This is a genomic window from Inquilinus ginsengisoli (assembly GCF_031453975.1).
GTDB lineage: Bacteria > Pseudomonadota > Alphaproteobacteria > DSM-16000 > Inquilinaceae > Inquilinus > Inquilinus ginsengisoli_A.
In genome coordinates this window covers 500,332-523,505 of record NZ_JAVDPW010000002.1, presented here as the reverse complement: position 1 = coordinate 523,505, position 23,174 = coordinate 500,332, and the positions used below count along the sequence as shown (strand labels likewise).

The following is a 23,174-nucleotide window of genomic DNA, read 5'->3' as shown; positions in this document are numbered from 1 at the left end:
CCCATTCCAAGAACCAGAACAATGAGGGAGGAATGTCATGCGTATCGGGACGATGATCGGCGCCGCTGCCCTTTTGGCCGTGGCAGCCGGCGGCGCGGCGCAGGCGCAGAGCTTCGACGACCCCAAGGAGTTCGCGGCCCAGCGGGCGATGATGTCCGAGAAGGCGGAAGGCCCGGCCGACAAGCCGTGGGAGCAGCATATCGGCGGCGGCATGGTCGACACCGCCAAGTACAAGAAGCCCGGGCCCTACAAGCTGTGCTTCTCCAACGCCGGGGTCGGCAATCCCTGGCGCGTGGTCGGCTGGCTGACGATGCAGGCCGAGGTCGACATCCACAAGAGCGACATCGCCTCCTTCACCGTGGCCGACGCCGAGGGCAAGGACGACAAGCAGATCTCCGACATCAAGGCGATGCTGGCCAGCGGCAAATGCGACGTGCTGATCGTGTCGCCGAACACCACCGCGGCGCTGACCCCGGCGGTGGAGGAAGCCTGCAAGCAGGTGCCGGTCATCATCTTCGACCGCGGCGTGCTGACGGACTGCCCGGTCACCGTGGTCAAGCCGATCGGCGGCTACGCCTTCGGCATCGCCGCGGCCGACTACATCGCCGCCAACGTGCCGAAGGGCGGCAAGGTGCTGGCCCTGCGCATCCTGCCCGGCGTCGACGTGCTGGAGAACCGCTGGGCCGCGGCCAAGCGCATCTTCGACGAGAAGGGTATTCAGGTGGTCGGCGTCGAATTCACCGATGGCGACCGGGCCAAGACCAAGTCGATCGTCGAGGACTACCTGACCCGGACCGGCAAGCTTGATGCCGTGTGGATGGATGCCGGCGCCACCAGCGTCGCCGCCATCGAGGCGTTCGAGGACCAGGGCATGGCGGTGCCGATCGTCACCGGCGAAGACCAGCAGGACTTCCTGCAGAAGTGGAAGCAGTCGGGGATGAAGGCGGTGGCGCCGACCTACCCGACCTACCAGTGGCGCACCGCCGTCATCGCGGCGCTGCGCGTGCTCAAGGGCGAAGCGGTGCCGGGCCCGGCCTGGTCGCTGCCGCAGCCGACGATCACGGCCGACAACCTCGACAAATACGTCAACGAGAAGATGCCGCCGCTGCACTACGCGATGTGCGGCTGCGAGGAGATGCCGGACTATCCGCAGCGGTGGACCGGAAAATAGCCAACGCGCTGGGGGTGGGCTCGGGTCCACCCCCGCTCTGACCGGAGGACCCGATGGGCGATTATCATATCACCGGCGCGAAGATCTGGGACGGCACCGGCCGCGACCCCTATCCCGGCCAGGTCGTGGTCCGCGGCGACCGCATCCACGCGGTGGCGCCGGCGGGCGAGCGGTTGGATGCCGGGGGCTGCGAGACCGTCGACGGCGGCGGCGCCACGCTGCTGCCGGGGCTGGTCGAGGGCCACGCCCACCTGTCCTTCTGCGGCGCCCGTACCAACACCGACCTCGGCGACGTCCCGACCGAGGAGCATGTGCTGGAGACCATGTGGAATGCCGAGCTGCTGCTCGACCACGGCTTCACCAGCGCCTATTCCGCCGCCAGCGCCAAGACCCGGCTGGACGTGGTGATCCGCAACAAGGTCAATGAGGGCCGGCTGAAGGGGCCGCGGATCAAGGCGGCAAGCCCGGAGATCACGGTCACCGGCGGCCTGGGCGACGAGAGCCGGCTGCACCTGCAGCGCTCCAGCTTCGGCTGGGTCTGCGACGGGCCGGAGGCGGTGCGCCACGCCACCCGCGTCTGCATCCGCGAGGGCGTCGACAACATCAAGATCAACATCTCCGGCGACGATTTCGTCGACCCCGCCAAGGGCGGCATGACGGTGATGTCGAAGGCCGAGGTCGAGGCCGCGGTCGACACCGCCCATGATTTCGGCCGGCGGGTGAACTGCCACGCCCGGGCCAGCGAGGCGGTGAAGCGCGCCATCCGCGCCGGTGTCGACGTGATCTACCATTGCGAGCATGCCGATACCGAGGCGCTGGACCTGCTGGAGGCGGCGAAGGACAAGGTCTTCGTCGGCCCGGCGATCGGTCTGATCTACAACACCATCCACGAGGCCGGCGACTACGGCATCAGCGAGGAGAAGGCGCGCAAGCTCGGCATGCATCTGTGCCTGGAGGCCAGCCAGCGCACCTATGCCGAGATGCGGCGCCGGGGCATCCGCGTGGTGATCGGCGGCGACTACGGCTTCGCCTGGACGCCGCAGGGCACCAACGCCCGCGACGTCGAGCATTTCGTGAAGCTGTTCGGCTACACCGAGTCGGAGGCGCTGCAATGCGCCACCCGGATCGGCGGCGAGCTGATGGGCATGGGCGACCGGCTGGGCCAGGTGAAGCAGGGCTTCCTCGCCGATCTGATCCTGGTCGACGGCGACCCGCTGAAGGACATCGCCCTGATCCACAACCACGGCGCCATCCGCATGGTGATGAAGGACGGGGCGATGCACCGTCTGTCGCCGCGCGCGGCAGCCCGGGCGGCGGCCGCTGCCGAGTGACGGCCGGGGCGCCGTGACCGGGCAGCGGCAATCGGGCGTCGACATCCTGCTCGGGATCGTCGACCGCCTGACCGGGGCGCCGGGCGGGGCGGCGGTCGCCGCCCTGGCCGAAGGCCTGGCCGTGCCGCGCTCCAGCCTCTATGCGGTGCTGCGCCCGATGCTGGCGGCCGGCTGGCTCGACGCGCCGCGCCGCGGCACCGTCCGGCTCGGCGCCGCCTGGTTCGACCTCGCCGTGGCGCTGGAGGCCGGCCCGCAGCCGGCGCCCGCCCGGGCGCGGCCGCAGACCTCCACGGCGCCGGCCCGGTCCTTCCTGTGGAACCCTGACTTCACCGAGCTGGTCGACGCGGCCCCCCATGCCCGGCCGCCGCCCTATGTCTTCGGCTTCTCCAACGGCTCGCGGGCCAATCTCTGGCGCCAGGGGCTGATCCACGGCGTCCAGTTCGCCGCCGCCGACCATGCCGACCGCATCGCCACCCTGCGCATCGCCAATGCCGACGACGACCCGGCGGCGCAGGCACGGGACATCGACGCCTTCCGGGCCATGGGCGTCGACGCGCTGATCGTCAGCCCGCTGGAGACCGAGGCGCTGCTGCCGCCTTTGGCCCGGGCTTGCGCCGCCGGACTGCCGGTGGTGATGGTCGACCGGCTGCTGGGCGATGCCGGGCATTCGCTGATCCAGGTCGCCGGGCCGGACACCGCGATTGGCCGGCTGCCGGCACAATGGTTGGTCGAGACCCTGGGCGGCCGCGGCAGCGTGGTGATGATGGTCGGCGCGCCCGAGATCGGGCCGCTGCTGCGGCGGGCGCGGGCGGCGCAGGAGGTGTTCTCGCTGGCGCCGGGCATCCGCATCCTCGAGACCGTCCACACCGAGATGCTGGTGGCCGCCGGCCGCCGCGCCATGGCCGGGCTGATCGAGCGCTGGGGCGATGCCATCGACGGCGTGTGGTGCGACAGCGGGCTGCACGGCGCCGGGTCGATCCAGGCCTGGGTCGATGCCGGGCGCGACGGCCGGGTGCCGCCGCACACCGGCGGCGACCAGAACGCGGTCTACCAGCTGGCGGTGCTGCATGGCGTGCCGCTGGCGGCGATGGACTTCCCGCCGGCCATGGGCATCCGCGCGGTCGAGGTCGGGCTCGACATCCTGGCCGGCCGCACCCTGCCACGGCGGATCGAGGTCCACACCCCGCTGGTGGTCAGCCGCGGCTGGGAGACGGCGTCGGTCCGCGCCGACATCTTCGTCGAGGACCATGTCCGCTGGGACCGGCCGCCGACCCTGGTGCTGGGCCACGGCATGGGCGAGGACTACGACCCCAACACCTTCGTGGTGGGCAAGGGCGCAACGGCGGAAGGGGCGGCCCGGTCGATCCTGCGCACTCTCGACATCCTGGTCTGGCTCAAGGCCCATGGCGGCGAGGCCGGCACCGCGGAGCTGCTGGAGGCGGTGGCGATGCCGCGCTCCTCGCTGCACGACCTGCTGGGCCCGCTGGTCGGGCATGGCCTGCTGCAGCGCGGCCAGCGCGGCCGGATCCGGGCCGGGCCGCGGGTGCGGGCGGCCGGATTCGCCGCCCTCGGTATCGCCGACCTCGCCGCCGCGGTCGAGCCGGCGCTGGACGGGCTGGCGCGGTCGCATGGCGGCAGCGCCGCGCTGGCGGTGCTGCAGGGCGAACGCTGCGCCATCGCCCTCAGCCGCGCCGCGCCCGGCGCCGCGCCGATCGCCGTCGGCAGCCGCACGCCGGTCAACTGGACCCTGGCCGGGCGCCTGCTGGTGTCGGCGCTGCCGGAGCGGCGGCTGCGCTGGCTGCTGGCCGCCCATGCCCGGCCGCGCCGCGACTCCGGCAAGCCGCTGACCCTGCCCGAGCTGATGGCGGCGATCCGCGCCGAAGGCGACCAGAAGGTGGCCAGCATCGCCGGCGAGACCTGCCCGGACACCGGCGAGGCCGCGCGGCCGCTGCTGGGCCTCGACGGCCAGGTTCGCGCCGTGCTGCTGTTGCGCGTGCCGGTCGGCGCCCTGCCGGCCGCCCGCGCCGCGCTGGAGGGCCTCGCTTTGCCCGAGACCGAACCCTTTCTCCAAACCGAGGCTGTCCTGACATGAGCGAGCCACTGGACCCCTTCATGATCCGCGCCCATGTGCCGGAGTTCGAAACCCATCTCGCCGCCTACCGCCGAGCCAGCGAGCAGGCCCGCCGAACCCTGCGCGGCGTGCCCGACCTCGCCTATGGCGACCATCCGGACGAAAAGCTCGACCTCTACCTGCCGGCGGAGGGGGAGGGGTCGCATCCGGTCCATGTCTTCGTCCATGGCGGCTACTGGCGGGCGTTCTCCAAGGCCGACTACGCCTTCGTCGCGGATGCCGTCACGGCACAGGGCGCGATCGCCGCGATCATCGATTATTCGCTGATGCCGAAGGCGCGGATGGCGGTGCTGGTCGACCAGGTGCGGCGGGCGGTGGCCTGGGTGGCCGCGAATGCCGGGCGCTGGGGTGGCGACCCCAAAGCGATCAGCGCCAGCGGCGCCTCGGCCGGGGCCCATCTCGCCAGTTTCCTGGCCTGCCGCGGCGCGCGCGAGGATGCGGCGCCGGCCATGCCGGTGCGGTCGCTGCTGCTGGTCAGCGGCATCTACGACCTCGGCCCGATCACCCGCAGCTTCCTGCAGCCGGAGATCGCGCTGACCGCGGCGGAGGTGGCGGCATGGTCGCCGCTGGCGGCGACGCCGATGCTGGGGCGGGCGGTGGACATCGTCGTCGGCGCCGACGAGACGCCGCCCTTCCTGGGGCAGGGCCGGGCCTTTGCCGCCCATCTCGCGGCGGCGGGGGTCGATGCCTCTTTCACGACCTTGCCGGGCGAGAACCACATGAGCATCGCCACCGCCCTGGGAACGCCGGGAACGGCGCTGGCCGACCGACTCGGTCGCACCATCGCGGCATCGCGCCGGGGAGGCTGAGCCCGATTGGTCTCCCCGGCGCGCCCCGCTTGGATCTTCCCCTCCTGGCCACCGAGGTTCAGCATCGGGAGGATCGGCGGGCGGGCTTGGTCCCGGAGCTCGGCCGGGCTGTGCCCCGGGCCACAACCGGGCCTGCCGACCAAGCCGGTCCTGCTGTTTCCGCGAGGATTGAGATGGGCATCATCGTTTCGACCGCACCCGGCGCCTCCGACACCCCGATCGGGCAGGGCGCGAACGACAACGTCCAGGGGGCGTCCTGGCCGGCTCCCGCACCGGCGGCGGGTTCGGCCGCGCTGCGCCTGGTGCTGGCGCTCGAGGATGCCTGGGAGCGTGCCCGGCAGCGGCGCGAGCTGGCCGGGCTGAGCGAATGGGAGCTGATCGACGCCGGCTGGACCCGGTCGGACCGCCAGAACGAGCTGTCGAAACCGTTTTGGCGCTGAGCGGCCGCGCCGCGGGTCGGCTGAGCCTCAGGCGGCTTCGGGCAGCCGGTCCTGAAGTGAGAGCCGCGCCGGATCCAGGTCGACCCAGGCCTTCAGCGGCAGGTGGTCGGAGGCGATCCGGGCCAGGGTGCTGCGATGCACCTGGACCTGGCGCAGGATGCCCTGCGGCCAGCCCAGGATGCGGTCCAGCGAGATCAGGGGCAGGGGGGCGGGGAAGCTCGGCGGGCTCGCGGCCATCGGGCCGAACAGCGCATCGAGCGGCCGCAGCGAGGACCGGCGCCCCGGGCGCCACTCGTTCAGGTCGCCCAGCAGCAGGGTCGGCATGGTCTCGCCCTCGGCGATGGCGTCGAGGATCATGGCGGATTGGCGCATGCGGCAGCGGCGCAGCAGCCCGAAATGGGCGGCGACCACGCGCAGCGGCCCGGCGGGCAGCGCGAGTTCGGTGATGATGGCGCCGCGCGGCTCGGCCCCGGGCAGGGTCAGGCGGCGCAGGCGGGTGACCGACCCGTCGCGCACCAGCAGCGCATTGCCGTGCCAGCCATGGCCGTCGGGCAAGTCGGAGACGTGCAGCAGGTGCAGCCCGCTGTCGCGGCGCAGCATCTCGGCGTCGAGCAGGCCGGAGCGGCGGCCGAAGCGGCGGTCGACCTCCTGCAGCGCCACCACGTCGGCGCCGAGTTCGGCCACCACGGCGGCGATGCGGGCCGGATCGAAGCGCCCGTCCAGGCCGACGCATTTGTGCACATTGTAGGATCCGACCACGACAGGCCGGGCGGACGTGTCCGCCACCGCCGTGACGGGCGGGGCACCGGGAGCGGAAGACGCGGGCTGAGGGTCCATCTCGGTTCCGGAAAGCCGGGAAGGATCCCGGGAGCCCGTTTATCTAATACGATGACCGGGCCCTGCCAAGGCGGCGCGACGGAATGTATCGGCCGACCCAAGGCAGCCGAAGCGGGAATCGCCCGCGGCAGAAAGATGGCGGAGGGACCGGGATTCGAACCCGGGCACAGGATTTCTCCCGTGGACGGTTTAGCAAACCGTTGCCTTCAGCCGCTCGGCCACCCCTCCGTCCCGGGCGGCAATGCCGCTCGGTCCGCGGTTCTTAAGGGGGCGGACAAAGCTTGTCAATCACGGGTCTCGCACGCTCCGTGGCCGGGGGGACGCAGGCGCGGCGAATTCGCGCCATGCCAGGGCTGCGACACCGGATTTCCTTGATCGCGCCGGCGCTCCCCTATACTTGGGGACTATATCGGGCAGGAAATTAAGGTGGTTCGATCGATCGTCCGCCGTCATGGCGCCACAGGACGAAGCCGCCGAACCGAATGGATCAAGCCTGCCGAAAGCGAAGCTGAATGAAGCCAGTCACCCCGCTGCTCGACTCCATCCACTCCCCCGCAGATCTCCGCCGCCTGCCGGCGTCCGATGTGAAGCAGGTCGCCGATGAGCTCAGGGCCGAGACCATCGATGCGGTCTCGACCACGGGCGGCCATCTCGGCGCCGGCCTCGGCGTGGTCGAACTGACCGTCGCCCTGCATCGGGTGTTCGACACCCCGCGGGACAAGCTGATCTGGGACGTCGGCCACCAGGCCTATCCGCACAAGATCCTGACCGGGCGGCGTGATCGCATCCGCACCCTGCGCCAGGGCGGCGGCCTGTCGGGCTTCACCCGGCGGTCGGAGAGCGAGTACGACCCGTTCGGCGCGGCGCACAGCTCGACCTCGATCTCGGCCGGGCTCGGCATGGCGGTGGCCCGCGACCTCAAGGGCGACGACTTCCGCGTCGTGGCGGTGATCGGCGACGGCGCGATGAGCGCCGGGATGGCCTATGAGGCGATGAACAACGCCGGCGCGCTGAGGAGTCGCCTGGTGGTCATCCTCAACGACAACGACATGTCGATCGCGCCGCCGGTCGGCGCCATGAGCGCCTATCTGTCGCGGCTGATCTCCTCGCGCTCCTACCGCTCGCTGCGGCACCTGATGCGTGACGTCACCAAGGTGTTCCCGAAGCCGGTGGCGCGTGCCGCCAAGCGGGCCGAGGAATACGCCCGCGGCTTCGTCACCGGCGGCACGCTGTTCGAGGAGCTCGGCTTCTACTATGTCGGCCCGATCGACGGGCACAATCTCGACCACCTGCTGCCGGTGCTCGAGAATGTCCGCGACGCCGATGACGGGCCGGTGCTGGTCCATGTCGTCACCCAGAAGGGCAAGGGCTACGGCCCGGCCGAGGCGGCGCCGGACAAGTACCATGGCGTCACCCGATTCGACGTCATCACCGGCACCCAGACCAAGCCGAAGAGCAACGCGCCGAGTTACACCGGCGTGTTCGGCCAGGCGCTGATCCAGGAGGCCGAGGCCGACGACCGCATCGTCGCGGTGACCGCCGCCATGCCCACCGGCACCGGGCTGGACAAGTTCGCCCAGCGCTTCCCGAGCCGCACCTTCGACGTCGGCATCGCCGAGCAGCATGCGGTGACCTTTGCCGCGGGGATGGCGACGGAAGGCTTCAAGCCGTTCTGCGCGATCTATTCGACCTTCCTGCAGCGCGCCTATGACCAGGTGGTGCACGACGTCGCGATCCAGCACCTGCCGGTGCGCTTCGCGATCGACCGGGCCGGGCTGGTCGGGGCCGATGGCGCCACCCATGCCGGCGCCTTCGACATCGCCTATCTCGGATGCCTGCCGGGCATGGTGCTGATGGCCGCGGCCGACGAGGCCGAGCTGGTGCACATGGTGGCGACCGCCGCCGCGCTCGACGACCGGCCCTCGGCCTTCCGCTATCCCCGCGGCGACGGCGTCGGGGTCGAGCTGCCGGCCCGCGGCGTGCCGCTGGCCCTGGGCAAGGGCCGGGTGCTGCGCGAAGGCACCACCATCGCCATCCTCAGCTACGGCACGCGGCTGCAGGAATGCCTGGTGGCCGCCGAGACGCTGGGCGGCATGGGCCTGTCGACCACGGTCGCCGACGCCCGCTTCGCCAAGCCGCTCGACACCGACCTGGTCGAGCAGCTGGCCCGCAACCACGCGGTGGTGCTGACCGTCGAGGAGGGCGCCGAGGGCGGCTTCGGCAGCATCGTGCTGCACCATCTGGCGCGCAGCGGGCTGCTGGACCAAGGGCTGAAGATCCGGCCGCTGACCCTGCCGGACCGCTTCCAGGACCATGAGAAGCCGGAGCTGCAATACGCCGAGGCGGCGCTGTCGGCGCAGCACATCGTCGCCACCGCCGCGGCGGCGCTCGGCCTCGACGCGCCGATCACGGGCGTGGTGCGCGCCTAGCCCATCACGGCTTCGACGACTCTGCGAAAGGCCATCCCGACCCCTCGGGATGGCCTTTCGCGTTGATGGGGGCCGAGGGCAGGATGGAACCTGTGGGCGACGCAGCCCGTTCCCAGGGTTCTGGCGATTTCCCGTGCTGCCGTCGCACCGCATCGGCCATGATGGGCGGTCGAATCGGCCCGTGGGGGGCGAGAAGGGGGATACAATGAAGCTGCGGCACGCCGTCCTGGGGATGGCCGCGATCACGATGCTGGGCGCCTGCGTTCCGGCGTCGGGCGAAACCACGGCGCCGGCCGCTCCGGTGGCTGCCGCCCCGGCGGTGAAGGCGCCGCCGACGGCCGCCACCGCGCTGGCCGGGATCGAGGCGTTCCGCGGCTCCTGGGTCGGGGCCAGCGACGGCGAGGGCGAGGCCAAGCGCGCGGCCGCCCTGATGATCGACGCTTCGGCCGATGGTGCGCTGCTGCTGCGCTGGCGCAGCGCCGAGGGCCAGGACGGCGCGGCCGACATCGACCCGAAGAGCATGCGCGAGAACACGGTGCTGTTCCCGCCGTCCAAGACCCCGAGCGTCTGGACCGCGCGGCTGGAGACCGGCGCGCGGGCCAAGGCCAAGCTGGACGGCGCGACGCTGGTCACCGAGCTGACGGCGAAGACCGGCGGCAAGACCGAGGTGCAGTCCTACCGTCGCACCCTGACCGCGCCGGGCCAGCTTTCGCTCCACTACACCCGGGCGGTGAACGGCAAGATCGAGAGCACGATCGACGCGGATTTCGTCAAGCTGCCGTGAGGCGACATGGGAGCAGGTCCGGGAACGGCTTGTGCCCAGGCTGGGTACACGCCATTCTATGTCAAGGTTTGACATAGGTTTGCGCCATGGCGACGAATGTGCATCTGACGCCGGAGCTCGAGCGGTTTGCTCGGGAATGCGTGGCGGAGGGCCGCTACAACAATGTCAGCGAGGTGGTGCGGTCCGGCCTTCGCCTGCTGCAGGAGGCCGAGGAGCGCCGCCATGCCTTCACGGCGATGCTGCGCCAGGTGGAAGAAGAGACCGATCGGGACGGGGATGTCTCCATTGAGGATGCTTTGACCGAGGTTGACCGCATCATCGATGAAGCCGAGCGGTGAAGGCCACACTCTCCCGACAGGCTCTTCGCGATCTGACCGATGCGGCGCGATGGATTGCGCAAGACAATCCGGGCGCGGCCCGTGCATTCCGGAAGTCCGTCGATGACGCCGCTGCCCGCATCGGCAGCCAGGCCAATATCGGGGTATTGCGTCCTCATCTGGCGAGTGCGCCATACCGCTTCCTGGTCCTGAGGGATTTTCCCTATATTCTCGTCTACAATGCTACCCGTCGGCCGCCGCGTGTCGTCCGCATCTTGCACGGTGCGCGAGACCTGCCGGCGCTGCTGGACGGTCTCTAGCCAACTCTTTTCCCAATCGGCTCCGCCCGGTACGCGCTCGGATCGATGCCGTGGCGGGCCAGCTTGTCGTAGAAGGTCTTGCGCGGCAGGCCGAGGGCCTCGGTCGTGGCGCGCACGTCACCCCTATGCGCCGCCAGCGCCTCGCGCAGCAGCGCCGCCTCATAGCGCTCGACCCGCTCCGGCAGGCTGGCCGATACCTCCGGCTCCTCCAGGCCCTCGGCATCGCCGAGGCCGAGCGCGACCCGGTCGGCGAAATGCGCGAGCTCGCGGACATTGCCCGGCCAGTCATGGTCCAGCAGCCGGCGCCGCACCGCATCGCCCAGCGCCGGCGGGTCGCGGCGGAAGCGTTCGGCGGCGCGGCCGAGGAAATGGGCGAACAGCAGCGGGATGTCGGCCCGGCGCTCGCGCAGCGGCGGGACCCGCAGCGTCACCACATTGAGCCGGTAGTAGAGATCGGCACGGAACCGGCCAACCTGCGACGCCTGCTTCAGGTCGATCTTGGTGGCGGCGACGACGCGCAGGTCCAGCGGCCGGCGCTCATTGGTGCCGAGCGGCGCCACCGCCCGCTCCTCCAGCACCCGCAGCAGCTTCACCTGCAGTGCCGGCGGCATGCTCTCGACCTCGTCGAGGAACAGGGTGCCGCCATCGGCGTGCTCGATCCGGCCGATGCGGCGCTTCTGCGCCCCGGTGAAGGCGCCGGCCTCATGCCCGAACAGCTCGCTCTCGATCACGCTTTCCGGCAGCGCGCCGCAGTTCAGCGCGACCAGCGGCTTGGTTCGGCGGCGGCTCCAGCGGTGCAGCGCCTCGGCCACGACCTCTTTACCCGAGCCGGTCTCGCCCAGCACCAGCACGTCGACATCGGCATCCGCCACGTCGCGCACGGTGCGGCGCAGCCGCTCGATCTCCGGCGTGTCGCCGAGGAAGGCCACGCCGTCCGCGCCCTCCAGCGCCGCCCGCAGCCGGCGGTTCTCGATCACCAGCCGCCGCTTCTCCAGCGCCCGGCGGACGCTGTCGACCAGCCGGTCGGCCGGGTAGGGCTTGGCCAGGAAGTCGTAGGCGCCGTCCCGCATCGCCGCCACCGCCATGGCGATGTCGCCATGGCCGGTGATCAGGATCACCGGCAGGTCGGGGTCGAGCGCGCGCAGCTGCCGGAACAGGGCCAGCCCGTCGGTCTCGGGCATGCGGATGTCGGTGACGACGACGCCGGCGAAGTCGCGGTCGACCGCGGCCAACGCGGCGCGGGCCGAGTCGAGCGCCGCGACCTCGAAGCCGGCCAGCTCCAGGCTCTGCACATTGGCGTGCCGGATCTCGGCCTCGTCGTCGACGAAGACGACCTGTCCCGCGGCGCTCATGGCGCCCGTTTCAGCGTGACGGTGAAGACCGCACCGCCCTCGGCACGGTTGTCGGCCGCGATGGCGCCGCCGAACTCGCGAGCGATGTCCTGGCAGATCACCAGGCCGAGGCCGAGCCCTGCCGGCTTGCTGGTGGCGAAGGGGATGAACAGCGCCTTCATAGTCGCGGGGTCGAGGCCTTTGCCGGTGTCGGACACCGCGATCCTAACCCGATCGCCCTCGACATTCACCGCGATGCGGATCTCCGCCTCCGGCAGCCCGTCGACGGCGTCCAGCGCGTTCTGCAGCAGGTTGACCAGGATCTGCTCCAGCCGCACCCGTTCGGCGACGACCCTCACATCCGCCGGCGGCAGGTCCTGGGCCAGCCGCACCGACTGCCGGCGCAGGCGCGGGCGGGTCAGGATCAGGGCGCCCTCGATCGCGGCGGCGCAGGAGATCGCCTCGATCCGGTTGGCCGCCTTGCGCGAGAAGGCGCGCAGATGCTGGGTGATGGCGCCGACCCGGTCGGTCAGCCCGGCGATGATCGCCAGGTTGTCGCGCACTGCCGCCGGCTTCTCGCGGTCGAGGAAGACGGCGGCGTTGTCGGCATAGGAGCGGATGGCGGCGACCGGCTGGTTGATCTCATGCGCCACGCTGGCGGCGACCTGGCCGAGGATGGCCAAGCGGTTGGCCTGGGCCAGCTCCTCCTGCAACTGCTGCCGCACGAGCTCGACCCGGCGCCGCTCGTCGATCTCGCCGGTCAGCCGCTGGTTGGCGTCGTTGAGCGCGTGGGTGCGCTCGGCGACGCGGCGTTCCAGCTCGGCCTGCGCCGCCGCCTGCCGGGCGGCATGGCCCAGGGCGCGGTGCCGGCGGTACAGCAGCGCCGCCACGCCGGCGAGGGCCAGCAGTGTCACCAGCCCGGCGATCAGCCGGGTGTCGAAGGCGGCGCGCCCCGCCGCCGGCATGGTCGGCGCCAGCAGATGCAGGGTCCAGCCTGTGCTCGGGACCGCGGCGGCCACCGCGAGGAACGGGGCCGGACCGCGGGTGTCCGGCAGGGTCGCGACCACGGCATCGGGCCGGCCGGCGTCGGCATCGGGCGCGATCGGCAGCGGCTCCAGCGGCGCCGCGCCGTATTGCAGGCTCTCGCGCACCGCCGCGCGGTCGGACTCCGGCAGCGGACCGAGGCTGCGGAACCGCCATTCCGGCACGTCGGTCAGCAGCACCACGCCGCGCTCGTCGGTGACGAAGGCGGTCTCGGCGAAGCGCCCCCAGGCCTCCTCCATCGCGTCGAACTCGACTTTGACCACGATCACGCCCAAGAGGCCGTTCGGCCCGTCGATCCGGCGCGACAGATAGACCCCCGGGCGCCGGCTCATCGTGCCCATGGCGAAGAACTCGGCGGCGCCGGCATCGACCGCCTGCAGGTAGTAGGCACGGAAGGCGTAGTGCTGGCCGACGAAGCTGATCGGTTCGCGCCAGTTGCTGGCGGCGATCGCCGTGCCGCTGCGGTCCAGCAGGTAGATCACCGCCGTCCGCGTGCCCTGGCTCAGGGCCTCGAACTTGGCGTTGATGCCGTCCAGCCGCTGGCGGTCGTTGGCGGCCCCCAGCGCGGCGCGGACATCGGGATCCTGGGCCAGCACGAAGGGCAGGGACCGCTGCTTCTCCAGCTCGCTGCGCAGCATGGCGACATGCAGCCCCAGCGCCGCCTCGGCCGAGCGCGCGATGTCGCCCAGCGCCCGGTCGCGCCCGACCGGCCCGGCCAGCCAGGTGACCGCCGTGAACAGGGCGAGGCCGATCAGCGCGAAAACGGCCCAGTCCCGCCGCACCCGCACGGGCGCGGCGATGCCCGGCCTGCCCGCCGGGGCGGGGCGAGGGGTGGCGATGTCAGGGTTGGCGGTCGTGGTCATGCGGCCTGGTTCCGGGGTGCACCAGTCTAGCAGCTTGCGGCGTAGCTGCCTTCCCCGGAGGTTGTGCGGATCTCCGCACGCGACTGTGGCGATCCGTGCGGAATTCCAGCCATGCGCGCGGCCGATCGGATCGGCGGCGAGAGAAATAGCGCTTTGCTATCAATGCGATGGCGACGAGATTTCGTGCCGGTGCAATATGGCACGGCAATTGCTGCGTATGGCCCAGCCATCCGTAAGAAGGGGATCATCCCCGGGGTGGCAGGAAACCCAGGAAGCCGCGCCCTCGGTCATCGACGGTGCGGGCCACAAGGAGTGCAAGCCCCATGGCCACTCGGCAAGCCGACGCCGCTCCGCGGCCGTCCCTACCGTTCTACCGGCATCTCTATGTCCAGGTCCTGATCGCCGTCGTGATCGGCATTCTGCTCGGTCACTTCTACCCCGAGCTCGGTGCGGCGATGAAGCCGCTCGGCGACGGCTTCATCAGCCTGGTGAAGATGATCATCTCGCCGGTGATCTTCCTGACCGTCGTCACCGGCATCGCCGGGATGCACGACCTGGAGAAGGTGGGGCGGGTCGGCGCCAAGGCGCTGGGCTACTTCCTGGTGTTCTCGACCCTGGCGCTGATCGTCGGCCTGGTGATCGCCAACCTGGTCCAGCCGGGCGCCGGCCTGAACATCGATCCGGCCACGCTCGACACCAAGGCGATCGAAGGCTACGCCACCAAGGCGCATGACCAGTCGATCGTCGGCTTCCTGACGGGCATCATCCCGGCCACGATGTTCAGCGCCTTCGTCGGCGGCGACATCCTGCAGGTGCTGTTCGTCTCGGTGCTGTTCGGCGTCGGCCTGGCCATGACCGGCGAGAAGGGCACGCCGGTGCTAAGCTTCCTGAAGGCGGTGTCGGGCGCGGTGTTCAAGGTCGTCCACATCCTGATGAAGGTGGCGCCGATCGGGGCCTTCGGCGCCATGGCCTTCACCATCGGCAAGTTCGGCATCGGGTCGGTGATCAACCTGGCCTTCCTGGTCGGCACCTTCTACGCGACCTCGATCATCTTCGTGGTGGTCGTGCTGGGCGCCGTCGCCCGCTACAACGGCTTCTCGGTCCTGGCCCTGATCCGCTATATCAAGGCCGAGCTGCTGCTGGTGCTGGGCACCAGCTCGTCGGAGGCGGCGCTGCCGTCGCTGATCGAGAAGATGGAGCGGGCGGGCTGCGCCAAGTCGGTGGTCGGCCTGGTGATCCCCACCGGCTATTCCTTCAACCTCGACGGCACCAACATCTACATGACCATGGCGGCGCTGTTCATCGCCCAGGCGACGAACACGCATCTGTCGCTGGGCGACGAGATCCTGCTGCTGCTGGTGGCGATGCTCAGCTCCAAGGGCGCGGCCGGCGTCACCGGCTCGGGCTTCATCACCCTGGCGGCGACGCTGTCGGTGGTGCCGACGGTGCCGGTCGCCGGCATGGCGCTGATCCTCGGCGTCGACCGCTTCATGTCGGAATGCCGGGCGCTGACCAACTTCATCGGCAACGCCGTGGCCGCCGTCGTGGTCGCGCGCTGGGAAGGCGCGCTCGACGAGGACCGCCTGCGGGCCGCCCTCGCCGGCGAGCCGCTGCCGGCGCTCGACGACGGCACGGCGCCCGCCCCGGCGGAATAGCACGAAGCCAGGCGGCGGACCGACGGTCCGCCGCCCGGTCGCCGTGTAGGACCCGTGATCGGCAAGGAGACCCAGCTTGGTCCTTCGACGTGTCCTCGGCATCGCCGCGACGGCCTGCCTGATGCTTTCGGCCCTGCCCCTGCGGGCCGCCGATGAGAGGCCGCACCCGGTCAAGGTGGTGGCCGACCAGCGCCTTACGGTGACGACCCCGGCCGGAACCGGCGAGCTGGCGCTCTATGTCTCGCGCGACTGGTCGAAGCCGCAGCCGGGCGTCACCCGGGCGGTGATCGTGATCCACGGCCGGCTGCGCAACGCCGACGTCTACAATGCCTCGGCCGAGAAGGCGCAGGCGGCGGCGGGGGAGGCCGGCCAGTCGGCGATCCTGGTCGTGCCGCAATTCCTGGCCGATATCGATGCCGCGGCGTTCCACCTGCCGGCCGGGACGCTGCGCTGGGGCACGACCGGCTGGGAGGGCGGCGCCGACGCCAAGGGCCCGGCCGCCATCAGCTCCTTCGACGCGCTCGACGCGATCCTGGCCAGGCTGGCCGACCGCAAGCTGTTTCCCAACCTGAAGACGGTGGTGGTGGCAGGCCACTCCGGCGGCGGCCAGGTGGTGCAGCGCTACGCCATCCTGGCGAAGGGCGAGGCGACGCTGAAGGCCGCCGGCATCGCCGTGCGCTACGTCGTCGCCAACCCGTCCTCCTACGCCTATTTCAGCGCCGACCGGCCGGACGGCCATGGCGGCTTCGCGCCCTTCGCCGGCACTGCCGCCTGCCCGAAATACGATCACTGGAAATACGGCATGGCCGACCTGCCGCACTATGCCGGGGCGGCGACCCCGGCGGCGCTGGAGCGGGCCTATGTCGCCCGCGACGTGGTCTACCTGCTGGGCACCGCCGACACCGACCCGAACCACCCGGCGCTCGACAAGACCTGCATGGGCGAGGCGGAAGGTTCCTATCGGCTGGCGCGTGGCGAGGCCTATGTCCAGTACCTGCGCGGCCGCCACCCCGACGGCCTGCGGCAGAGCCTCAGCCTGGTTCCGGGCGTCGGCCATGACGGCGACCGGATGCTGACCTCGGCCTGTGGCCTTGCCGCGCTGTTCGACCGGCAGGGCTGCCTGGCCTCAACCCCCTGACGGGTCTAGCCGGGATGGTGCGTCGGCACCGCCCCGGCTGTCGCTCACTCGTGCACGGTGTATTTGCCGGTCTGGCAGAGGTCGACACCGTCGTTCTGCGCCGTCCGGCCATCCTCGAACACCGTCTTCAGGTCATAGGTGCAGGTGCGGCGGCCATCGCCGATGGTCACCGTCACCTCGTTGCCGGCGGGCAGGTACTTGCCGTCCAGCAGATTGCTTTCCCAATCGTCGACATTGGCCGGCGACACGTAGAACTCCGTGGCGCTGACCGAGGTGGCATTGGTCAGGGTGAATTCCAGGTCGTCCGCCATCGCCGGGCCGGTGATGGCGGCCAAGCCGCAGGTTGCGGCCAGCGCGATCAAATATTTCCCAAAATTCCTCATAATGTATCCTTCGCATAATATTGCGCCGCCGTCGGTCGGAGGCGCGCATCAAGAATACATCAAATTGTGGCAAAATGCAGCGCTATCAGACGCCGCCGCGCCGCTTCGCCCCGCAGGATTCGCGGATGACCAGCTCGGTCGGCAGGGCGATGCGCCGCTGGTCGACGGTCTCGCCCTTCAGCAGCCGGATCAGCAGCTGCGCCGCCTGGCGGCCCTGTTCGACGCCGGGGTTGCGCACCGTGGTCAGGGCCGGGCGCAGCTGGGCGGCGAAGGGCAGGTCGTCGAAGCCGACGATGGCGATGTCGTCCGGCACCGACAGCCCGGCATCGCTGATCGCCGCCATGGCGCCCAGCGCGATGGTGTCGTTGCCGGCCAGCAGCGCGGTCGGACATTCGCCGCCGCGGTCCAGCAGCTCGCGCATGGCGCGGTGGCCGCTCTCGGCGCTGAAGGCGCCATAGGCGACCAGCCGGTCGTCGGGCTCGATGCCATGGGCGATCAGCGATTCGCGATAGGAGTTCAGCCGCGCATCGGTGGCGACGAAGCCGGCCGGGGAGAAGCCGATATGGGCGATCGCCCGGTGCCCCAGCCCGACCAGATGGTCCATCGAGCGACGGATGGCGCGGCGGGTGGAGAAGTTGCACGCATGCTCGCGCGGGTGGCGCACCGACCCCAGCAGCACCAGCGGAAAACCCTGGTCGATCAGGGCATGGATCTGCGGTGCCTCGGTCGGCGGGTTCAGCACGATCATGCCGTCGATCCGCCGGCTCTCGACCAGCTCGCCATAGGCGTTCGGCCCTGCGCCGGGCTCCACCCCCTCCAGCAGGATGCGGTAGCCGCTCTCCCGCGTCGCCTGGGTGATGCCGTACAGCAGCTGCGGCACGAAGCCGTCGACCGCCAGCACCTGCGGGTCGGTGACCACGAGGCCGATGGTCTCGGTGTCGCCGCGCACCAGCATCCGCGCCGCCGAATTCGGCCGGTAGCCCAGCGCCTCCGCCGCCTCGAACACGCGCTTCTGGGTCTCGGCGCTGATCGTCACCGCGGCCGACCGGTTAAGCACCATCGACACGGTCGCGCGCGACACGCCGGCGCGGCGGGCGACATCGTGGCTGGTGATCCTGCGTCGTTCCATTCCGCTCCGGTCTTCCGCGTCGGGTCCGACCCACCTCGGGGAGGGTGTTCCCGCCGCCCTGTTGCCATGCCGGCTTCCGCTTGACAAGCGATCCGACTGGCGCTTGAGTATAGCTAACACGTGTTAGTAACGAAAGTGACACGTGTCATCCGACAGACAGAGGACTTTGCGGCCAACGCAGAGGTCCGATCCCGGGAGGATGTCAGATGGTGGCAGCGGAGTGGGGCAAGCCGGCACACAGCATCGGCTGGCTGCGGTCGCGGCCGAAGCTGCGGGCGGCGCTGCAGCGCAACCTGACCGGCTGGCTGTTCATCCTGCCGGCGCTGATCGGCTTCGCCGTCTTCTACCTGTACCCGACCCTGCGGGCGGTCGAGATCAGCCTGACCGACTGGAACCTGATGCGGGCGCCGAAGTTCATCGGCCTCGACAACTACGCCAAGCTGATCGACGACCCGCGCTTCTGGCAGTCGGTGCGCATCACCATCGCCTATGTGCTCTACAACATCCCGCTGCAGACCGTGCTGGGCCTCGGCCTGGCCCTGCTGATGGACCGGCTGAGCAAATCCGTGACGGTGCGGGCCATCGTGATCGCGCCCTACCTGCTGTCCAACGTCATCGCCGCGCTGATCTGGCTGTGGCTGCTCGACCCCTTGCTCGGCATGACCAATGTCGCGCTCGGCCTGATCGGGGTGCCGCGCCAGGCCTTCCTGGCATCGCCAGACCTCGCCATCGTCTCGGTCGCCGCGATCAACATCTGGCGCCATGTCGGGCTGACCGCGCTGCTGTTCTACGCCGGGCTGCAGGCGATCCCCCGGTCGCTGCAGGAGGCGGCGCGGCTGGAGGGGGCGGGGGAGTGGACCGTGTTCCGCCGGGTCACCCTGCCGCTGCTGCGCCCGGTGCTGGTGTTCGTGCTGGTGACCAGCGTGATCGGGTCGTTCCAGGTGTTCGACACCATCGCCGTCGCCACCCAGGGCGGGCCCGCGAATTCGACCAGCGCGATCATCTGGTACGTCTACGAAAGCGCCTTCCGCTTCTCGAAGATGGGCTACGCCTCGGCGATGTCGGTGGCGCTGTTCGCCGTGCTGATCCTGATCACCATCCTGCAGATGCGGGCGCTGCGCGCCGGCAGCTCGGACCTCGAATAGGGGCGCCGCCATGACCGCGACCTTCGCCCTGCCGCGCCCATCGTCCTTCCGGTTCTCGCCCGGCCGGCTCGTCGCCTGGGCCATGCTGGCCGGCTTCATCGTCTGCTCGCTGTTCCCGCTGTGGATCACGCTGAAGACGGCGCTGGTGCCGACCGCCACGCTGTTCGACCAGGCGACCCTGCTGGTGCCCACCGAGATCACCCTGGACAATTTCCGCCGGGTGCTGGGGCTGGCGCCGGTCGACCCGTCGACGCCGTCCTCGCCGATCAACTTCGCCATGGCGCTGCGCAACAGCGCGATCTTCACCCTGCTCACGGTCGGCGGGCAGGTGTTCTTCTCGGCGCTCGCCGCCTACGCCTTCGCCCGCATCCGCTTCGTCGGGTCGACGGTGATCTTCTACCTGTTCATCGCCGCCACCATGATCCCGGCGATCGTGCTGTTCATCCCGAACTTCGTGCTGATCAAGGAGCTGGGCTGGCTGAACACCTTCCAGGGCATGGTGGCGCCGACCATCCTGATGTCGCCCTTCGCGGTGTTCTTCCTGCGCCAGTTCTTCCTGTCGACCCCGCGCGAGCTGGAGGAGGCGGCGCGGATGGACGGGGCCTCGCCGTTCCGGATCTTCTGGAGCGTGGTGCTGCCGGTGCACAAGAGCGCCATCGCCACCCTGTCGATCCTGCTGTCGATCAACGCCTGGAACGACTTCTTCTGGCCGTTCCTGGTCGGGCGCGACGCCGAGGTGCGGGTGATGTCGGTGGCGCTGTCCGCCTTCAAGACCCAGCAGCAGAACGGCAACCCGGACTGGACCGGGATGATGGCCGGCACCGTGCTGTCGATCGTGCCGGTGATCGTCCTGCTCGTGCTGTTCGGCCGGCGCGTCGTCGAATCCCTGCAGTTCAGCGGGCTGAAATGACCCGCGTGCCAACAAACACCATCGGAGGAGGCCTGAGATGAACGCGAAGCTGTCGAAATTCCTGTTGTCGGCGGCGGCAGCCGTGTCGCTGGCGGCGACCAGCGGGGCGGCCCGGGCCGAGACCACGCTGAACTACTGGCTGTGGGACGCACTGCAGGCGCCGCACTACCAGGCCTGCGGCGACGCCTTCCACGCCAAGCACCCCGACATCACCGTCAAGGTGACGCAGTATGGCTGGCTCGACTACTGGACCACGCTGTCGACCGGCTTCGTCTCCGGCGAGGCGCCCGATGTTTTCGCCGACCATCTGCGCTCCTACCCCGAATTCGTCGCCAACGGCCAGATCACCGACCTGACGCCGCTGATCCAGCGCGACAAGGTCGACACCGGCATCTTCAGCCCCGGGCTGCTCGACCTGTGGACCCGCGACGGCAAGGTCTACGGCATGCCCAAGGACTGGGACACGGTCGCCCTGGTCTACAACAAGGCGATGCTGGACAAGGCCGGCGTGACCGTCGACGAGCTGCGCGCCGCGACCTGGAACCCGAAGGACGGCGGCAGCTTCGAGAAGATCCTGGCGCGGCTGTCGCTCGACGCCAACGGCAAGCGCGGCAACGAGGCCGGCTTCGACCCCAAGCAGGTCGTGCAGTACGGGCTGATCATTCCCAAGATCGACGGCTACGGCCAGACCCAGTGGAGCTACCTCGCCGTCTCCGCCGGCTTCAAGTTCACCGACGGGCCCTGGGGCACCGCCTACCATTATGACGACCCGGTCTTGGCCGAGACCCTGACCTGGCTGCGCGACCTGTCGCTGAAGAAGGGCTACGCCATCCCGCAGAAGGATGTCGGCGCCCTCGGCGGCACCGCCCTGCTCGGCGCCGGCAAGGGGGCGCTGGTCTCCGACGGGTCCTGGAACTCGACCTGGTACGCCAAGAACGTGTCCTTCCCCTATGGCTTCGTGCCGCTGCCGCAGGGGCCGCAGGGCCGCAAGAGCATGTTCAACGGCCTTGGCGATTCGATCTGGACCGGCACCAAGCACCCCGACGAGGCCTGGGAATGGGTCAAGTTCCTGGGGTCGACCGACTGCCAGGACATCATCGGCAAGGCCGGCGTGGTGTTCCCGGCGATCCCGTCGGCGGCCAAGCTGGCGCAGGAGGCCTTCGCCGGCCGCGGCCAGGATGTCACCGCCTTCACCAGCGAGGCGACGCCGGACCAGACCTTCCTGTACCCGATCACCGACTACTCGCCGCAGATCCTGTCGATCATGAACGTGGCCTTCGACCGGATCTTCCTCGAGGACGTGCCGGTCGCGCCGCTGCTCAAGGATGCGAACGACCAGGTCAACGCGCTGTTCCAATAGCCATTCCAACCCGGCCCGCGGCCGCCCTGGCCGCGGGCCCTTCCGCCAACCGGGATCCGACCATGACCTCTCCTAAGATCACCTTCATCGGCGCGGGCAGCACCGTCTTCGCCAAGAACCTGATCGGCGACATCCTGTCCTATCCGGACCTGGCGGATGCCCGCATCACCCTGTTCGACATCGATCCCGAGCGGCTGGCGACGTCGGAAACGGTGGCGCACCGCATCGCCGACACGCTGGGGGCGCCAGCGACGATCGAGGCGACCACCGACCGTGCCCGGGCGCTGGACGGCGCCGACTACGCCATCACCATGATCCAGGTCGGCGGCTACAAGCCCTGCACCGTGACCGATTTCGAGGTGCCGAAGACCTACGGGCTGCGGCAGACCATCGCCGACACGCTCGGCATCGGCGGCATCATGCGGGCGCTGCGCACCGTGCCGGTGCTGCTGGACCATGCCCGCGACATGGAGCGGCTGTGCCCCGACGTGACCCATCTGCAATACGCCAACCCGATGGCGATGAACTGCTGGGCGCTGAACCGGGCGACCAGGATCAAGACCGTCGGGCTGTGCCACAGCGTGCAGGGCACCGCGGCCGAGATCGCCGAGGACATCGGCGTGCCGGTCGAGGAGATCAGCTATGTCTGCGGCGGCATCAACCACATGGCGTTCTACCTGAAGTTCGAACGCAACGGCGAAGACCTGACCCCCTTGATCCGCAAGGTGGTGGAGGAGGGCCGGGTGCCGGAGTGGAACCGCGTCCGCTACGACATGTTCCTGCGCCTCGGCTACTTCGTCACCGAATCCAGCGAGCATTTCAGCGAATACGTGCCCTGGTACATCAAGCGCGGGCGCGACGAGATCGTCGACCGCTTCAACATCCCGCTCGACGAGTACATCACCCGCTGCGAGCGCCAGATCGACAAATGGGGCGCCCTGCGCGCGCAGCTGCAGGACCCGTCGGTGCCGCTGGAGATCAAGCGCAGCGTCGAATACGGCTCGACCATCATCCATGCCAAGGAGACGGGAACGCCGGCGGTGATCTACGGCAACGTGCAGAACCACGGGCTGATCGACAACCTGCCGTCCGACTGCACGGTCGAGGTGCCGTGCCTGGTCGACCGCAACGGGGTGCAGCCGATCGGCCTCGGCCGGCTGCCGCCGCATCTGGCGGCGCTGATGCAGACCAACATCAACGTCCAGTCGCTGGCGGTCGAGGCGCTGCTGACCGGCAACCGCGACCACATCTACCACGCCGCCATGCTGGACCCGCACACCGCGGCGGAGCTGGATCTCGACCAGATCTGGCGGCTGGTCGACGAGCTGCTCGCCGCCCATGGCGAGTGGATCCCCGAGGCGCTCCGCACCCCGGCCAAGGCCGCGCCGCTGCTGCGGGTGGCCTAAGTCGTCAGATCGAGCTGACGCGTAGCCTTTCCCGCTTGCGGGACCTTTTCGGAATAGACCGAGCCCGCTCCTTTCTTGCTCCCCCTCCCCTTGCGGGAGGGGGGTAGGGGGAGGGGTCTGCGCGCGTCCGCGCATGAATACGCAAAGGACAGGCTTCGCCGTCGGAGCCAAATTGCCAGAGTCAGGGCCGGTTCTGGGCATCGAAAACCCCCTCCCCCTACCCCCTCCCGCGAGGGGAGGG

General features: G+C 70.1%; 20 protein-coding genes and 1 tRNA gene. 15 read left to right on the top strand and 6 right to left on the bottom strand.

Features of this window, described 5'->3' with window-relative positions; all coding sequences use genetic code 11:
- Positions 1 to 37 precede the first annotated feature (37 nt).
- The 5 genes from E9232_RS06270 to E9232_RS06250 all read left to right on the top strand — a co-directional run bounded on the left by E9232_RS06270 (position 38) and on the right by E9232_RS06250 (position 5,882).
- Positions 38 to 1,171 carry an ABC transporter substrate-binding protein gene (locus E9232_RS06270; RefSeq protein ID WP_309792771.1) on the top strand — a complete coding sequence of 378 codons (1,134 nt, stop codon included), beginning with the start codon at positions 38 to 40 and terminating at the stop codon, positions 1,169 to 1,171.
- Between the two features lie 53 nt (positions 1,172 to 1,224).
- Positions 1,225 to 2,502 carry an amidohydrolase family protein gene (locus tag E9232_RS06265; protein ID WP_309792770.1) on the top strand — a complete coding sequence of 426 codons (1,278 nt, stop codon included), beginning with the start codon at positions 1,225 to 1,227 and terminating at the stop codon, positions 2,500 to 2,502.
- 13 nt (positions 2,503 to 2,515) lie between these two features.
- A complete protein-coding gene (locus E9232_RS06260; protein WP_309792769.1) occupies positions 2,516 to 4,594 on the top strand; it encodes a substrate-binding domain-containing protein in 2,079 nt (692 codons plus the stop codon).
- Positions 4,591 to 5,442, top strand: a complete 852-nt coding sequence (locus E9232_RS06255; RefSeq protein ID WP_309792768.1) for an alpha/beta hydrolase — start codon at positions 4,591 to 4,593, stop codon at positions 5,440 to 5,442. The genes E9232_RS06260 and E9232_RS06255 overlap by 4 nt, the downstream gene beginning before the upstream one ends.
- Before the next feature lie 173 nt (positions 5,443 to 5,615).
- On the top strand, positions 5,616 to 5,882 hold the full coding sequence (locus tag E9232_RS06250) for a DUF1127 domain-containing protein (RefSeq protein ID WP_309792767.1): 267 nt from the start codon (positions 5,616 to 5,618) through the stop codon (positions 5,880 to 5,882).
- A gap of 27 nt (positions 5,883 to 5,909) precedes the next feature.
- Here the strand turns inward: E9232_RS06250 and E9232_RS06245 are convergent, their stop codons facing one another.
- Both E9232_RS06245 and E9232_RS06240 read right to left on the bottom strand, forming a co-directional pair.
- On the bottom strand, positions 5,910 to 6,719 hold the full coding sequence (locus E9232_RS06245) for an endonuclease/exonuclease/phosphatase family protein (protein WP_309792766.1): 810 nt from the start codon (positions 6,717 to 6,719) through the stop codon (positions 5,910 to 5,912).
- Positions 6,720 to 6,855: 136 nt separating this feature from the next.
- Positions 6,856 to 6,947: transfer RNA gene (locus tag E9232_RS06240), tRNA-Ser, on the bottom strand.
- Positions 6,948 to 7,231: 284 nt separating this feature from the next.
- On the opposite strand from E9232_RS06240, the gene dxs reads away from it, so the two are divergent.
- From dxs to E9232_RS06220, 4 genes are all read left to right on the top strand, one after another.
- Positions 7,232 to 9,148, top strand: coding sequence for a 1-deoxy-D-xylulose-5-phosphate synthase (dxs, locus tag E9232_RS06235; protein ID WP_309792765.1), 1,917 nt, complete (start codon positions 7,232 to 7,234; stop codon positions 9,146 to 9,148).
- A gap of 205 nt (positions 9,149 to 9,353) precedes the next feature.
- Positions 9,354 to 9,932, top strand: a complete 579-nt coding sequence (locus E9232_RS06230; RefSeq protein WP_309792764.1) for a hypothetical protein — start codon at positions 9,354 to 9,356, stop codon at positions 9,930 to 9,932.
- 98 nt (positions 9,933 to 10,030) lie between these two features.
- Complete coding sequence (locus E9232_RS06225; RefSeq protein WP_309792763.1) at positions 10,031 to 10,270, top strand: type II toxin-antitoxin system ParD family antitoxin; 240 nt, start codon at positions 10,031 to 10,033, stop codon at positions 10,268 to 10,270.
- Complete coding sequence (locus tag E9232_RS06220; protein ID WP_309792762.1) at positions 10,267 to 10,569, top strand: type II toxin-antitoxin system RelE/ParE family toxin; 303 nt, start codon at positions 10,267 to 10,269, stop codon at positions 10,567 to 10,569. The genes E9232_RS06225 and E9232_RS06220 overlap by 4 nt, the downstream gene beginning before the upstream one ends.
- Here the strand turns inward: E9232_RS06220 and E9232_RS06215 are convergent.
- Together E9232_RS06215 and E9232_RS06210 are read right to left on the bottom strand one after the other, a co-directional pair.
- A complete protein-coding gene (locus E9232_RS06215; RefSeq protein ID WP_309792761.1) occupies positions 10,566 to 11,921 on the bottom strand; it encodes a sigma-54-dependent transcriptional regulator in 1,356 nt (451 codons plus the stop codon). The genes E9232_RS06220 and E9232_RS06215 overlap by 4 nt on opposite strands.
- Positions 11,918 to 13,807, bottom strand: a complete 1,890-nt coding sequence (locus E9232_RS06210) for a sensor histidine kinase (RefSeq protein WP_309792760.1) — start codon at positions 13,805 to 13,807, stop codon at positions 11,918 to 11,920. Before E9232_RS06210 ends, E9232_RS06215 begins: the two co-directional genes overlap by 4 nt.
- 323 nt (positions 13,808 to 14,130) lie before the next feature.
- Between E9232_RS06210 and E9232_RS06205 the strand changes: the two genes are divergently transcribed.
- Both E9232_RS06205 and E9232_RS06200 read left to right on the top strand, forming a co-directional pair.
- Positions 14,131 to 15,462, top strand: coding sequence for a dicarboxylate/amino acid:cation symporter (locus E9232_RS06205; RefSeq protein WP_309792759.1), 1,332 nt, complete (start codon positions 14,131 to 14,133; stop codon positions 15,460 to 15,462).
- Between the two features lie 76 nt (positions 15,463 to 15,538).
- Positions 15,539 to 16,600, top strand: coding sequence for a hypothetical protein (locus E9232_RS06200; RefSeq protein ID WP_309792757.1), 1,062 nt, complete (start codon positions 15,539 to 15,541; stop codon positions 16,598 to 16,600).
- A gap of 44 nt (positions 16,601 to 16,644) precedes the next feature.
- On the opposite strand, the gene E9232_RS06195 is transcribed toward E9232_RS06200, so the two are convergent.
- Together E9232_RS06195 and E9232_RS06190 are read right to left on the bottom strand one after the other, a co-directional pair.
- Complete coding sequence (locus tag E9232_RS06195; protein WP_309792756.1) at positions 16,645 to 16,983, bottom strand: hypothetical protein; 339 nt, start codon at positions 16,981 to 16,983, stop codon at positions 16,645 to 16,647.
- 85 nt (positions 16,984 to 17,068) lie between these two features.
- On the bottom strand, positions 17,069 to 18,112 hold the full coding sequence (locus E9232_RS06190) for a LacI family DNA-binding transcriptional regulator (protein WP_309792755.1): 1,044 nt from the start codon (positions 18,110 to 18,112) through the stop codon (positions 17,069 to 17,071).
- Positions 18,113 to 18,318: 206 nt separating this feature from the next.
- On the opposite strand from E9232_RS06190, the gene E9232_RS06185 reads away from it, so the two are divergent.
- From E9232_RS06185 to E9232_RS06170, 4 genes are all read left to right on the top strand, one after another.
- On the top strand, positions 18,319 to 19,257 hold the full coding sequence (locus tag E9232_RS06185) for a carbohydrate ABC transporter permease (RefSeq protein ID WP_309792754.1): 939 nt from the start codon (positions 18,319 to 18,321) through the stop codon (positions 19,255 to 19,257).
- Between the two features lie 10 nt (positions 19,258 to 19,267).
- Positions 19,268 to 20,167, top strand: coding sequence for a carbohydrate ABC transporter permease (locus tag E9232_RS06180; protein WP_309792753.1), 900 nt, complete (start codon positions 19,268 to 19,270; stop codon positions 20,165 to 20,167).
- Between the two features lie 37 nt (positions 20,168 to 20,204).
- Positions 20,205 to 21,527, top strand: a complete 1,323-nt coding sequence (locus E9232_RS06175) for an ABC transporter substrate-binding protein (protein WP_309792752.1) — start codon at positions 20,205 to 20,207, stop codon at positions 21,525 to 21,527.
- Positions 21,528 to 21,589: 62 nt separating this feature from the next.
- Entirely contained in the window at positions 21,590 to 22,933 is a 1,344-nt protein-coding gene (locus tag E9232_RS06170) for an alpha-glucosidase/alpha-galactosidase (protein ID WP_309792751.1), read from the top strand.
- The last annotated feature ends 241 nt before the right edge of the window (positions 22,934 to 23,174 follow it).

What these genes read in the sequence shown, in the direction of transcription:
- E9232_RS06245 (WP_309792766.1), bottom strand. Translation starts at nt 6,719, where the DNA reads ATGGACCCTCAGCCCGCGTCTTCCGCTCCCGGTGCCCCGCCCGTCACG.
- E9232_RS06175 (WP_309792752.1), top strand. Translation starts at nt 20,205, where the DNA reads ATGAACGCGAAGCTGTCGAAATTCCTGTTGTCGGCGGCGGCAGCCGTG.
- E9232_RS06205 (WP_309792759.1), top strand. Translation starts at nt 14,131, where the DNA reads ATGGCCACTCGGCAAGCCGACGCCGCTCCGCGGCCGTCCCTACCGTTC.
- E9232_RS06250 (WP_309792767.1), top strand. Translation starts at nt 5,616, where the DNA reads ATGGGCATCATCGTTTCGACCGCACCCGGCGCCTCCGACACCCCGATC.
- E9232_RS06195 (WP_309792756.1), bottom strand. Translation starts at nt 16,983, where the DNA reads ATGAGGAATTTTGGGAAATATTTGATCGCGCTGGCCGCAACCTGCGGC.
- dxs (WP_309792765.1), top strand. Translation starts at nt 7,232, where the DNA reads ATGAAGCCAGTCACCCCGCTGCTCGACTCCATCCACTCCCCCGCAGAT.
- E9232_RS06230 (WP_309792764.1), top strand. Translation starts at nt 9,354, where the DNA reads ATGAAGCTGCGGCACGCCGTCCTGGGGATGGCCGCGATCACGATGCTG.
- E9232_RS06170 (WP_309792751.1), top strand. Translation starts at nt 21,590, where the DNA reads ATGACCTCTCCTAAGATCACCTTCATCGGCGCGGGCAGCACCGTCTTC.
- E9232_RS06255 (WP_309792768.1), top strand. Translation starts at nt 4,591, where the DNA reads ATGAGCGAGCCACTGGACCCCTTCATGATCCGCGCCCATGTGCCGGAG.
- E9232_RS06185 (WP_309792754.1), top strand. Translation starts at nt 18,319, where the DNA reads ATGGTGGCAGCGGAGTGGGGCAAGCCGGCACACAGCATCGGCTGGCTG.
- E9232_RS06265 (WP_309792770.1), top strand. Translation starts at nt 1,225, where the DNA reads ATGGGCGATTATCATATCACCGGCGCGAAGATCTGGGACGGCACCGGC.
- E9232_RS06180 (WP_309792753.1), top strand. Translation starts at nt 19,268, where the DNA reads ATGACCGCGACCTTCGCCCTGCCGCGCCCATCGTCCTTCCGGTTCTCG.
- E9232_RS06215 (WP_309792761.1), bottom strand. Translation starts at nt 11,921, where the DNA reads ATGAGCGCCGCGGGACAGGTCGTCTTCGTCGACGACGAGGCCGAGATC.
- E9232_RS06270 (WP_309792771.1), top strand. Translation starts at nt 38, where the DNA reads ATGCGTATCGGGACGATGATCGGCGCCGCTGCCCTTTTGGCCGTGGCA.
- E9232_RS06210 (WP_309792760.1), bottom strand. Translation starts at nt 13,807, where the DNA reads ATGACCACGACCGCCAACCCTGACATCGCCACCCCTCGCCCCGCCCCG.
- E9232_RS06190 (WP_309792755.1), bottom strand. Translation starts at nt 18,112, where the DNA reads ATGGAACGACGCAGGATCACCAGCCACGATGTCGCCCGCCGCGCCGGC.